Below are 12,263 nucleotides of genomic sequence, written 5' to 3'. Positions count from 1 at the left end.
CCACCCGCTGGGTTATCTCAGTACAGAAGTATTTTGCTGACGACGACTAAACTCGTCGCCTTATATTAGGGCTTGCGCGCGCTGGTTAGTCGCGGTTGGCGAGTTATTCGTTATTTAATCAATAGCCTAGTGGAAAAGCTGGCCAATATCTAAAAGAGATCGACGGGGTCTATATCTAATGACCAACGCACCTTACGGGCGGATGCCAACTTATCGATGATAGCCAGCGCTAACCGACACGCCGAGGCGAGCTCGCGCCTTTGTCCCGATTGTAATAACAGTTGGTAGCGATACTCGCCGGCTTTGCGCTCCATTTGGGCGCTTAGCGGGCCTAAGCACAGCACGGTATCCGGTAAATGCGGCTGCAGCTGTGCTACCAATTGTTGTAAAAAAGTCTGCACTTGGCGTGCATCCGTAGCTCTGGCTCGAAACAAGGCCTGAAAACTAAAGGGCGGCAAGTTTGCCAGTTGCCGTTCTTGCAGCGCACTGTGGGCAAAGTGTCGGTAACCTTGATTGGCTAAGTCTTGCAACAGCGCGTGGTCCGGCTGATGGGTTTGCAGTATCACGCGGCCCGGTTTACTGGCGCGACCGGCGCGGCCCGCCACTTGAATATAAAGCTGGGCAAAGCGCTCGGTGGCCCGAAAGTCACTGGCAAATAAGGCGCCGTCAGCATCTAACATCGCCACTAAGGTCACATCAGGAAAGTGATGGCCCTTGGCCAGCATTTGCGTGCCGATTAAAATCTGATATTGGCCGTTGCGAATGCCTTCTAAGTGCTGCTCTAAGCTGCCTTTGCGACGGGTATTATCTCGGTCGATACGAATAATACCGTATTGAGGAAACAAGCCGCTGAGGGCTTGCTCTACTTGCTCGGTGCCAAGGCCGGTGCCCATTAACTGGCTACTGCCACAACTGGGGCAGGCGGGCGGCAGCGGGCGTTGGTGATCACAATGATGGCAATGCAGTCGCGAAGGCTGGCGGTGCCACGTAAAGTGCGCATCGCAGCGCTCACAATCTGCGATCCAACCACAGCCGTGGCACAAGAGTGCGGGCGCATAGCCACGGCGATTTAAAAACAGCATCACCTGGTTGCCTTTATTTAGCTCTTGGCCCAATAACTCAATCAGTTGTGGCGATAAGCCGGCGTGCATCTGCACGTTTTTGCTATCCAGCAACACATGCTCCGCTACGGTGGCGGTGCCGGGGCGTTGGCTCAAGGTTAACAGTTGATATTTACCTTGAGCGGCGTTGTGCAAACTTTCAAAGCAAGGCGTGGCCGAGCCGAGCACGATAGGAATATCCAGCTGGTGGGCCCGTAATAGCGCTAAGTCGCGGGCGTGATAGCGAAAGCCTTCTTGCTGTTTAAAAGAGGTATCGTGTTCTTCATCGATAATAATTAGCCCCAAGCGGGCGAAAGGCGTAAGCAGGGCAGAGCGAGTGCCGATAACGATGGCACTGCTGCCATCACCACAGGACAACCAAGCGTCTAATCGCTCGCGCTCGTTCATGCCGGAGTGCAACGTACAAATTGGCAAGCTAAAACGCTGTTGAAAACGGGAAATGGTTTGGGGCGTGAGGCCAATTTCTGGCACCAAAACCAGCACTTGTAATCCCGCCTTGAGCACGGCTTCCATTACTTGTAGATAGACTTCGGTTTTGCCAGATCCAGTAATACCTTCTAATAAAAACGGGCTGAAACCCAAAGCACTTTGAATCACACTCACTGCTAAGGCTTGCTCTGTGGTGAGCCTGTGTTTGTCTTGCTCACTAATCTCCCAAGGGGTGTCCCGCCAATCTTGGGGCTGTGGCACTTGGTCGCGTTTTTCAACCAGCTGCTTTTTCGCCAAGGCATTTAAGGTGGCACTACTTACCCCGCGCACCTGCAACTCGCCGGCGCTTAATGGCCCTTGGCGTAGCAGCGTGAGTGCTTGCTGCTGCTTAATAGCCCGTGCCGCTACTTCGGCCTCGCTATCTAATAAATGCCAGACGCTGGAACTGCGATAAGTGGCCGCTTCGCCTTTGCGCAGTAAAGTGGGCAGCGCCTGAAAATACACTTCGCCCGTGGCATATAAATAGTACTGCGCGGCCCAGGCCAGTAGCTTGAGCTCGCCATCGGCTAAAATAGGCTCGGCATCTAATACTGCGGTAATCGGTTTTATTTTCGCGAGATCTATACTGGAGTCTGTGGGATGAGACAGCACTAAGCCGGTCATGGAACGGTTGCCAAACAGCACCGCCACCCGACAACCGAGAGCGGGTAATGGCAAAGGACAGAGATAATCAAACTCTCGACGCAGCGGGACGGGCAGCACCACCCTAAGCAAAGCAAGTGTGGTCGATGACGACATTGATGAATTAACCTCCGGTTATCCTTGCCTGTAAAAAAGCGATACTATATTATTCGCACCCTTCACAAAACGTGAATCGTTACGTGTGGTGTCTGGCATAGGATCAGATAGCGACACGGCCTACAAATTCAGAGGTTATCCCCATGAGACAAGGTATTCATCCAGAGTACAAAGAAATTACTGCTAAATGTTCTTGCGGTAATGAGATAAAGGTTGGTTCTACTTTAGGCAAAAGCCTGAACTTGGACGTATGCGGTGCATGTCACCCATTCTACACTGGTAAGCAGAAAATGGTTGATAGCGGTGGTCGTGTGGATCGCTTCACCAAGCGCTTCGGTGCCTTGGCCAGCAAGAAATAAGCGAGTTTATCGCTGCAAGAGGGCGCCTAAGGGCGCCTTTTTTATTGCCTTTTTTTTTACTTAAGACTCAATAATCTTTATCTCATCGGTACTCAAGCCCCTCAGAATTATATAGAGAACGAGTATAAGTAAAGTTTTTTGGTGATAAGGGTGACGCTGTGACTGATGGCGAGTCGGCTTATTGGCCAACTTTAATGCCAGACGAAATTTTTCCTTACGCTACATTATAGAGGGTGACACTGTTATTTTGCAGGATGGCAGAGTAATCCGCTTTGTCGGCATAGCTAAGCCAGAGCTCAATAAACACCACGCATTTCCGCCAGCGGGGGCCGCTCAGACCAGCAAAGATTAGTTACAGAATAAAATTCCGAATAAGATTCGACTGAAACTGGTTATTGATATCGAAAGGCGTGATGATTAAGTCAGCTGGTTAGCGCATTCGCTCACGGAGCAAGGGCTATTATTAGCCAGTCAGGTGCGTGAATTAGGCTCAATGCCGTTACTGTAGATCTGACCGAATGATGCTTCTGTCTTGTTTGCTTGAGGCCAAATGTGCTCGGCAAAATAAGCGTAGCCAGAAATAAAATTAATCGCCTTGGTGAGCTCATCTTATGGTAGGGGTTATCACTGGCAGTTTTATCAAATAAAGCAATGAATATTGCTAAGCCGTGTCGAATAAGTTGATTACTATCACATTGTATAAACATTATGATAAACTTGTTCACACATAACTCGTTTAAATGTCTCCAATCACATCAGGGTACTCGTAGAATGTCCGACTTCCGTCAAAAAGCGCTCGATTATCATGCTTTCCCTACACCAGGAAAGATCTCTGTTGAAATCAGTAAGCCGGCAGAAACCGCTCAGGATCTCGCCTTAGCCTACAGCCCAGGTGTGGCTGAGCCAGTGCGCGAAATCGCCGCTGATCCAGACAACGCTTACAAATATACCGGTAAAGGTAACTTGGTTGCCGTTATCACCAACGGTACCGCCATTTTAGGCCTAGGTAACTTAGGTCCATTGGCGTCTAAGCCAGTAATGGAAGGTAAAGCATTACTGTTTAAGCGCTTCGCTAATATCGACTCTGTTGATATCGAAGTAACGCACCGCACTACCGAAGAATTCATCCAAGTTGTTGCCGCTATCGCCGACACCTTTGGTGGTATTAACCTGGAAGATATCAAGGCGCCTGAGTGCTTTGAAATCGAAAAAGCGCTGATTGAGCGTTGTAACGTACCTGTATTCCACGATGATCAGCACGGTACTGCTATCGTTACCGCAGCAGGCCTGATCAACTCCCTTGAAGTACAAGGCAAGCGCATCGAAGAAGCCAAAATCGTGTGCATGGGTGCCGGTGCTGCTGCCGTTGCTTGTATGCAACTGCTGATCAAGTGTGGCGCGCTGCGTGAAAACATTTACATGTTGGACCGCAATGGCGTTATCCACTCACGTCGTGACGACTTGAACGAATATAAAGCGCTGTTCGCCAACAACACCGACAAGCGCACGCTGGAAGATGTAATGGAAGGAGCGGATGTATTCGTAGGTGTTTCTGGTCCAGACGTATTGCCAGTTGAAGCTGTTGCCATGATGGCCGACAAGCCAGTTATCTTTGCTTGTTCTAACCCAGATCCAGAAATCAAGCCAGAATTGGCACACGCAACCCGTCAAGATTTGGTCATGGGCACCGGTCGTTCTGACTACCCTAATCAAGTAAACAACGTGTTGTGCTTCCCGTTCATCTTCCGTGGTGCATTAGATGTTCGTGCTTCACAGATTAATGACGAGATGAAAGTTGCTGCTGTTGACGCTATCCGTGCCTTGGCTAAAGAGCCAGTGCCACAGGAAGTATTAGACGCTTCAGGTTACGAAAGCCTGACCTTCGGTAAAGACTACGTGATTCCTAAGCCAATGGACCCACGTTTACTGCCTCGTGTAGCACGTGCCGTTGCACTGGCCGCCGTTGCCTCAGGCGTAGCTCGTATCGAGTTGCCAGAAAACTACATGCTGGATTAATCTCCACGCATGATAGAAAAAAGGGAGCTTCGGCTCCCTTTTTTGATCGCGCAGTTCTATTTATGTAGGGTTGAATTTATTCGACCGCTTTACCCTAATTATGTTTTCCTTCTAACTCACAGCTCTACGCTTGCAGCTTTCTCGTCAGATACACCCCTGCTTCTACATGATGGGTATATGGGAACTGATCAAACAGCGCAAAACGGCTAATCTCATGAGTCTGCGACAAGGTTGCTAAATTTTGTTGTAAGGTGTCTGGGTTACAAGAGATATACAAAATATTGTCGTATTCTTGCACCAGCTTCACGGTTTCCTCATCTAAGCCTGAACGCGGCGGATCTACCAATATGGTATTGCAGTCATAACTACTCAGATCAATGCCGCGCAGACGACGAAACTCGCGTACACCGCGCATGGCTTGAGTAAACTCTTCCGCCGACATCCGCAAAATAGTCACATTATCTATGTTATTGGCGGCAATATTATATTGCGCCGATTTTACCGATGAACTGGCAATCTCGGTGGCCAGCACGCGCCTAAAATTAGGCGCCAAAGCCAGTGAAAAGTTACCGTTACCGCAATATAATTCCAGTAAATCGCCGCTCGCACCTTGAGTGGCGGCTAATGCCCAGCTCAGCATCTGCTCATTCATGTGGCCATTGGGTTGGGTAAAGCTGTTTTCTACTTGTTGATAAATCAGCTCCTGCTTGCCCGCCTGCGTCGTCACCTGTAGCTTTTCAATGACGTAATCTTGTCCGAGCACGATTTTTTGCTTCTTCGCTCGGCCAATAATGCTGGCATTAATCCCCGCTTGCTGTAATTGCTCTCGCACCTCTTGCATGGCTTGCTGCCAAGCATCGTCTAACTGGCGATGATACAAGAGGCTGATCACCAGCTCGCCGCTCAAAGACGATAAAAAATCCACCTGAAATAAGCTACGGCGCAATACGGCGTCCGGCTTAAGAGCCGCCAGCAAGGCTGGCATAGCTTGGTTGATCAGCAAAGAGGCGGTAGGAAATTGGTCGACGCGGTATCTCTGCTTAGTCACTTGATCAAACATGATGTAATACAAGTCTTCATCATCATGCCAAATACGAAACTCGGCGCGCATCCGATAATGCTCAGGTTTTGAAGCGAACACATCTAGGCTTGGCGGATTAAAAGGCGCAAAAGTCTGCTGCAGTTGAGCAATTTTTGCATCTAACTGGGCCTGATAGGTGTGCGGGTTAACCACTGTGCTCATGATGTGCCTCTCTTAAAAACGAAGCGCAAATTCTAGCACGCTCCTGTTCAGAAGTGTGCAAGCACAAGCTCTGCTGGCGGTGAATGGTTGTTTTTGTCAAACTGACAACCAGAAATATTCAACTAAATATGAGAGTAGAGCCCATGCGCCGCCCTAAGCCTGCCGATCTTCGCGAATGGTGTTATCCGTTTATCTACGAAACCCGACTTACTTGTGATTACGAAATACTCACCGACGAACTCTGCTGCCATATTGGCGTTGTGCTCTCTATGTTGCCGGAAGAATTTGCCGATATTCGTGCCGATTTAGAGCAATTACAGCCGTTGATTTATAACCTTAATGGCTCGGTGCGTGGTAAGAATGGGATCTTTGAAGCAGATATCGAATGGTTAAAAACGCGCTACACCTATTATCAGCAAGTGAGCGAAGGTCGAGTGACGGGGTTTGTGTTACCCAGAGGGCCAGCGCCCGTGCCGCAGCTGCACTTGTGCCGTTGCACCGGTAAGAAAATAGTACGTATGCTGGTGCGTTTAGAGCAAGAGGGCAGGAGTTTCGACGAAACCCTGCTCCGATTTGCCAATGTACTGGCCAATTTTTTCTTTGTACTTACCGTTGCCATCAAGCATCGGCTAAACGTAGAAGAAGTGCCTTATATCAGCATCAATTATTAACACTGAATGGCTCAGGCTTAATAGTTAAGACTGCTTCTTGCGATAGGGATTTTCCGGTAATTGGTCGGCGCGCAACGATGGCCGTCGGGCGTCTTCCTTAGGGCCATAATTGCTACTTAGATAATCAAGAATCGTTTTTTCTGTACTATCATCAAACGCCCATAATCCTTGAGATTCCTGCATCCAACGGATCAAAGATAGCCAATGTTCACGGCTACCACTGTTTTGGGTGACCAAACTTGCCGAATGACAAGCAATGCAATTATTGCGTACCGTTTCCCAACCCGGCGCCATAATAAAGCCGGTTTGAGGGTCTTGCTCTGCGGCCAAAGCAGGAGTGGCCGACAGCCCCAGCAATAATAAACTCACAGCAATAGGGTGTGCCATTATGTGCTCCTGTTATACAACCTGTACCGCAATACGGTGACAAGCATTGTTTAAATAGCCTTTGGGGTTCCAACCAGGAACTACCATTGGTTGCGCCTGTCCTTCACTGTCCACGGCTCTGGCCCATACTTCGTAATAGCCTTTTTCAGGAAAAGTAAGCTCGCTGTGCCAATGCTGCCAAGCGAGTCGATTAGCAGGTGCCCGCAGCTCGGCTTTTTGCCAAGTGGTACCAAAGTCTATCGACACATAAAAGTCGCTCACTTCCAGATCGCCCGCCCAAGCATGGCCACGCACGGGCAAAGGCTCGCCCAATTGATGGGTGATACCGGTTTTTGGAAAGGTGATCAGCGATCTTACTGGCATGGAACTAATAATTTCCATGTCTTCATCGGGTACTTGTGTGCCGGGGGCCACTGGATATTTAGGCATATGGTAAGAAGGAGAGGCCATTTTATTGCCATCGTGTATTTTATCGCGGACCACGATTTTTTTCAGCCACTTGCCAGAAGTGGAAGCGGGCCAGCCGCCGCACACCAAACGTAAAGGATGACCGTTTAACACCGGCATATCTTCATCGTTCATGGCCCACGCAATCAAGGTTTCGTCTTCTAATGCTTTAGACATAGGCACGCCCCGCGAGATAGCGGCTTTGCTAGCATCGCCACTGGGGTGTAAATCAGCGCCATAATAGCCGATATAAACTGCGTCTTTTTTAATCCCACAGGCTTCTAATACGTCGCGCAGCCTTGCCCCAGTAAATTTAGGGCTAGCGACGGCACCTGTGGTCCATTGGTTACCACTGGCAGCAGGTGCGAATTCGCTGCGGCCATTACCACCACATTCCAGCGTTAGCTGATAGCTGTAATGCTTAAAGCGCGACTTGAGCTCGGCTAAGGTAAAGGTGGTGGGTTTCTCACAGGACTCGCCGGCAATTTCCAGCGTCCAGCTCGCTGGATCCAACACGCTGGCATCGGGTATCAGTCCATTGTTGCGCACAAACATATGCTTGGCGGGGGTAATCTCATCATCCAATAAATGGGGCGGTGTTTCGGCGTTAAGTGGCCGATCGTTGAGCACCGTCAGACCTTCTTTACCAGGAAGGGAAAAAGGTTCGCTAGACTGGGCAAAGGCAGCGGGAATGAGCCCCGCAGGCATATTCTTTGCGAAGGGAATGCTGGCTCCTATGGCGGTGGCCATGGCGAGCAGACCACCACGTTTGAGAAAGCCACGGCGACTGCCCTCGTCGGTTTCACGGCTCCATACCAGTTCATCTGCCTTGATCGGATCTTCTGCGTAAAGCTCATGTAAGCCTCGGCTAGGCTGCTCACTGTTATCTTTTGGTTGGTTTGCCATCTTATTCTCTCCTTGCAACGCATGCACCGGCAGCGTCAGACCATAACTATAGATTAAAGCAGCCTAGCAAATAGCTAGATGTTACTGCTATGTAAATTAAGCAAGTTTGAGACCTAACGCATATTCATTTTTATAAGGAAGCATGCACATTTTGCTCCCGTATGTGCATATACAGCTGGCTTGCCTTTCCCTATAATGCCCGCGCTTTGGTGCCAAATGGCATAAACGGGAATCCGGTGTAAATCCGGAACTGGCGCGCAGCGGTAATGAGGAACGACACGACAAGGGGAAGCCCAGGCACTGCCAACTCAAAAAGAGGGTGGGAAGCCGTCGTTTAGGTGAGCGAAGGGCTCGAGCCTCCAAGTCCGAAAACCTGCCAAAGAGCCAACGGGAATGGCCCGTTGCTAATTACTACGCGTACTAGGAAGTAATAACATGTCTAAGAAATGGCTGGCGGCAGTTGCACTGTTGCCATGGGCGGCGTTTGCCCAAAACTCTACACCTCAAGCTGACGATGCCACCGAAATCACCATTTACAGCAAAGTGAAACAACCGCTCACCAGTGCACTCGCGCCCGTAGAAGTGATCACCAAAGCCGACATCGAACGTCGCCAGCCGCGCTCGTTAGTCGACTTGCTCGAAACCCTGCCGGGTATGCAGTTTGGCAGCCAAAATGGCGGAATAGGCCAGCAATCTAGTCTGTTTGTTCGTGGTACTGAATCCGACCATGTGTTAGTACTGGTTAATGGTCGTCCTCAGGCGCAAATGGTTAATAATAATTTTGATTTTAGTCGGTTGCCGGTGAGTAACGTCGAGCGTATCGAGTATATTCGTGGGCCACGTGCAGCTATTTACGGCTCAAGCGCAATCGGTGGTGTTGTAAACATCATTACTACCTCTCAAGTTAACGACTCAAAACTGAGCGTGACTACCGGTAGCAATGATTACTATGCTGCCGATGTGTCGATCAACCAGTGGGTAACCGAAGATACGCGTTTACAGTTAGGCACCGGCTATCGTGAAACTCGTGGTTATGATGTGCAGCCTCAACCAGGAAATACTGAGACTGACCGCGATGCCTTCGATAGCAAGAACTTAACCTTGGGTATTGAGCATCAGCTAAATCAAGCTTGGACTTGGGACGCTAACGTTAACGGTTGGGAAAGCAATACTGATTATGATGGTAGCTTTTCTGATACCTCTGCGACTAAAAGCTATCAATTTGATACCGGCTTAAGCTATCAAGCTCAGCAATTAGCTGGCCAATTAAACGCTAGCTATAGTGAGTTTGAAAATGAAAACTGGGTCAAAGAAGATGGCCGAAATTCCAATTTATACAGCAATGTTGAAAATGCTATTACTCGTCTAGATGGTTTAGTACAGCATCACTACTCTGAGCAAGGCTACGCATTAGCTGGCATGGACTGGCAGCAAGAGCGCCAACTTTCGAAGTCTACAGGTTCTGCACAGCCTAGTCGTGACAACACCGGAGTATTTACTTCTCTCTATCATACTTGGTCACCACTAACTCTTGAACTAACAGGCCGTGTTGATGAGAACGAACAGTATGGTACTCACGGTACTTGGCAAGGTGCTTTGTCACTGGCTATGTCTGCACAACATAGAACGACGCTAAGTTACGGTACTGCTTTTAAAGCACCAAGCTTTGGAGACATTGCATATGCTAAAAGCGGGATAGAATTGCAGCCAGAAGAGTCTCAAAACTGGGAGCTGGGCTTTACCGGCGACTATGATGTGCTAGATTGGCAGCTCAATCTTTATCGCAATGAAATTGATAACCTTATTATTTATAAAGGCGGTTACGTTAACTCTACTGAAAATACAGACTCCTTGATTAGAGGTGCTGAGTTTATAGTAAAAGCCGACACCGGATTAGTGCATCACACTATTAGTTATGACTACACCAATGCCAAAGACATCAAAACCGCTCAGCAATTAGTTCGACGTGCGAAGCGCAAGGCTAGTTGGACTGGGGACATAGATGTAGCTAGTACTAACCTGTTTGCACAGGTGCTGTATGTAGGTGAACGTGGAGACGTAGGTAATGTAACTCTACCTTCCTACACAATTTGGAACATAGGCGCTCGTTACCCACTAACGCAGCAACTGACCTTGAACGGTAAGATCAACAATCTGTTCGATAAAGACTACCAAGTAATAGATGGCTACGACGCCCCTGACATGGAGTTCTACATGGGTGCCGATTACCGCTTCTAATCGAACTAAGCGTTAATGAACAATATCAAGCCGGCCACAGTGCCGGCTTTTTCATTTTTAGCTTTGGCGTTATGATGTGATCCCGCACAGCGAGGGAGATCCTTGCTCAGTAAAGGCGGCCTTTGTACAACAAGGCTGCTTATATAGAAGGGAAAAAAGTTGGCAAACATTCTTATCTTCGACTCCGGCATGGGCGGCTTGTCTGTGTACCGCGAACTTAGCCAAACACTTAGCGGTCATCAGTATCTTTATCTGTTCGATAACGCCTACTTTCCCTACGGTGAGCTGAGCGAATCGCGGTTAGTGGAGCGGGTGGTAGAATTGTTTAGTGCCTTCGTCGCACTTTATCCGGTGGATATCGCCATTATTGCCTGCAACACTGCCAGCACTCATGTACTGCCCGCCTTGCGCCAGTGCTTATCAATTCCTGTAGTGGGGGTGGTGCCCGCCATCAAGCCCGCCGCCGAATATAGTCGCCAGCGGCAACTTGCTCATCCAAACCTACAAGCACACATTGGTTTATTGGCCACACCTGGCACCGTATCTCGCCGCTACACCGCCGAACTCGTGCAAAGCTTCGCCGCAGACTTACAGGTCTCCATGCTGGGTACCACAGAGCTAGTAAAAATGGCGGAAGATAAATTAGCAGGACAGCCGGTTGACTTAAAACGACTACAGCAAATACTGGCGCCTTGGTTGGGTGAGCAAGCACCCGACACCTTAGTGCTGGGATGTACTCATTTCCCACTGTTAGCTTTTGAAATCAGCCAATGCTTGCCACAGACTAAATTGATTGACTCAGGAGCAGCCATCGCTCGGCGAGTAGGGAGTTTGTTATTGCAGCCTGCGCTGGCGAGTAGTAACAAGCCCGTGCAGATAGAAGATAAAGCAGGGATATTATTCTGTACCGAACTCACAAAAAAAGCCCTGCAACAAGCGAGGGCTTTTAGTAAAGAAGGCTTTGGCGAACTTAACTGCTTTGTGCCTTAGGCATGATAGTTAAAGTGCATAGGCAAACTTAAGAGGTTGGCTCTGCATCTTCTTCCTCATCTTTGCGTTCATTTGCTTCGCGCACTTTTAAGGTGCGTTGTTGAAACTCAGAATCGTTCAATGCCTGTTGTGCTGCCATGGCCGCATCGCTGGGCATTTCCACAAAACCAAAGCCACGGCGTTTGCCGGTGTGCTTATCCTTCATCAAGCGTACCGATAACACCTGACCAAACTCTTCAAACAATGATCTTACCGAAGCTTCGTTGGCACGGTAAGGCAGATTACCGACATATAAGGTAGTAGTAGGAATAGCCGCCGGCACCGGAGGACGAGTCAATAACGGAACTAAAAATCCTCCTAACAGCAAACCAACAGCCATACAGATAGCAGGAGAAAGCGTAGGCGCAGCCCAGCTAACAACAAAATAACCAATCGCGGCCAGCACAACTGCATAAAGGGCAGACTGAATATAAACAGGATAATGGGATAACTTCATCGGCAGTCCAATCTCAAAGTGGATGAATGTAAATAGCATGCATATGGTAGGGCGTTACCCACTACCGATTACAGCATAGCCTCAATTGGGGTATGGAGTAATGCTTGTTAGCGCTAAGCGTGATAAATGTGATCTGGCATAACTTAAAAAGCGCTGAGTAGA

10 protein-coding genes and 1 riboswitch are annotated in these 12,263 nt (G+C 48.9%); of the genes, 5 read left to right on the top strand and 5 right to left on the bottom strand.

From position 1 onward, the window contains the following. Positions 1-149: 149 nt before the first annotated feature. The gene (gene priA / locus R0134_RS14500; protein WP_319782668.1) at positions 150-2,348 is read right to left on the bottom strand and encodes a primosomal protein N'; all 2,199 of its coding nucleotides are present in this window, start codon (positions 2,346-2,348) and stop codon (positions 150-152) included. Positions 2,349-2,491: 143 nt separating this feature from the next. Here priA and rpmE point away from each other — a divergent pair, with 143 nt between their 5' ends. Then, entirely contained in the window at positions 2,492-2,707 is a 216-nt protein-coding gene (rpmE, locus tag R0134_RS14495; protein WP_319782667.1) for a 50S ribosomal protein L31, read from the top strand. A 771-nt stretch (positions 2,708-3,478) separates the two neighbouring features. Beyond that, entirely contained in the window at positions 3,479-4,723 is a 1,245-nt protein-coding gene (locus R0134_RS14490) for a malic enzyme-like NAD(P)-binding protein (RefSeq protein WP_319782665.1), read from the top strand. Positions 4,724-4,847: 124 nt separating this feature from the next. Here the strand turns inward: R0134_RS14490 and trmA are convergent, their stop codons facing one another. Further along, complete coding sequence (gene trmA / locus R0134_RS14485) at positions 4,848-5,966, bottom strand: tRNA (uridine(54)-C5)-methyltransferase TrmA (RefSeq protein WP_319782664.1); 1,119 nt, start codon at positions 5,964-5,966, stop codon at positions 4,848-4,850. A 143-nt stretch (positions 5,967-6,109) separates the two neighbouring features. On the opposite strand from trmA, the gene R0134_RS14480 reads away from it, so the two are divergent. Beyond that, on the top strand, positions 6,110-6,637 hold the full coding sequence (locus tag R0134_RS14480; protein ID WP_319782663.1) for an ATP--cob(I)alamin adenosyltransferase: 528 nt from the start codon (positions 6,110-6,112) through the stop codon (positions 6,635-6,637). 24 nt (positions 6,638-6,661) lie between these two features. On the opposite strand, the gene R0134_RS14475 is transcribed toward R0134_RS14480, so the two are convergent. Together R0134_RS14475 and R0134_RS14470 are read right to left on the bottom strand one after the other, a co-directional pair. After that, positions 6,662-7,024, bottom strand: coding sequence for a hypothetical protein (locus tag R0134_RS14475; RefSeq protein ID WP_319782662.1), 363 nt, complete (start codon positions 7,022-7,024; stop codon positions 6,662-6,664). Between the two features lie 12 nt (positions 7,025-7,036). Then, positions 7,037-8,377 carry a sulfite oxidase gene (locus tag R0134_RS14470; RefSeq protein ID WP_319782661.1) on the bottom strand — a complete coding sequence of 447 codons (1,341 nt, stop codon included), beginning with the start codon at positions 8,375-8,377 and terminating at the stop codon, positions 7,037-7,039. A gap of 190 nt (positions 8,378-8,567) precedes the next feature. Further along, positions 8,568-8,773, top strand: a riboswitch (cobalamin riboswitch). Positions 8,774-8,812: 39 nt separating this feature from the next. On the opposite strand from R0134_RS14470, the gene R0134_RS14465 reads away from it, so the two are divergent. Next, positions 8,813-10,615, top strand: coding sequence for a TonB-dependent receptor domain-containing protein (locus tag R0134_RS14465; RefSeq protein WP_319782659.1), 1,803 nt, complete (start codon positions 8,813-8,815; stop codon positions 10,613-10,615). A gap of 159 nt (positions 10,616-10,774) precedes the next feature. After that, positions 10,775-11,605: a glutamate racemase gene (murI, locus tag R0134_RS14460; protein ID WP_319782658.1), complete on the top strand. Its 831-nt coding sequence runs from the start codon at positions 10,775-10,777 to the stop codon at positions 11,603-11,605. Positions 11,606-11,633: 28 nt separating this feature from the next. Here the strand turns inward: murI and R0134_RS14455 are convergent, their stop codons facing one another. Further along, positions 11,634-12,101: an RNA-binding protein gene (locus R0134_RS14455; protein ID WP_319782657.1), complete on the bottom strand. Its 468-nt coding sequence runs from the start codon at positions 12,099-12,101 to the stop codon at positions 11,634-11,636. Between the last annotated feature and the right edge of the window lie 162 nt (positions 12,102-12,263).

Source organism: Oceanisphaera sp. IT1-181 (assembly GCF_033807535.1).
Classification (GTDB): Bacteria; Pseudomonadota; Gammaproteobacteria; order Enterobacterales; family Aeromonadaceae; genus Oceanimonas.
This window is presented reverse-complemented; position numbering and strand designations above follow the sequence as displayed.

Coding starts and splice junctions, on each gene's coding strand:
- priA (WP_319782668.1), bottom strand. CDS start 2,348: ATGTCGTCATCGACCACACTTGCTTTGCTTAGGGTGGTGCTGCCCGTC.
- rpmE (WP_319782667.1), top strand. CDS start 2,492: ATGAGACAAGGTATTCATCCAGAGTACAAAGAAATTACTGCTAAATGT.
- R0134_RS14490 (WP_319782665.1), top strand. CDS start 3,479: ATGTCCGACTTCCGTCAAAAAGCGCTCGATTATCATGCTTTCCCTACA.
- trmA (WP_319782664.1), bottom strand. CDS start 5,966: ATGAGCACAGTGGTTAACCCGCACACCTATCAGGCCCAGTTAGATGCA.
- R0134_RS14480 (WP_319782663.1), top strand. CDS start 6,110: ATGCGCCGCCCTAAGCCTGCCGATCTTCGCGAATGGTGTTATCCGTTT.
- R0134_RS14475 (WP_319782662.1), bottom strand. CDS start 7,024: ATGGCACACCCTATTGCTGTGAGTTTATTATTGCTGGGGCTGTCGGCC.
- R0134_RS14470 (WP_319782661.1), bottom strand. CDS start 8,377: ATGGCAAACCAACCAAAAGATAACAGTGAGCAGCCTAGCCGAGGCTTA.
- R0134_RS14465 (WP_319782659.1), top strand. CDS start 8,813: ATGTCTAAGAAATGGCTGGCGGCAGTTGCACTGTTGCCATGGGCGGCG.
- R0134_RS14455 (WP_319782657.1), bottom strand. CDS start 12,101: ATGAAGTTATCCCATTATCCTGTTTATATTCAGTCTGCCCTTTATGCA.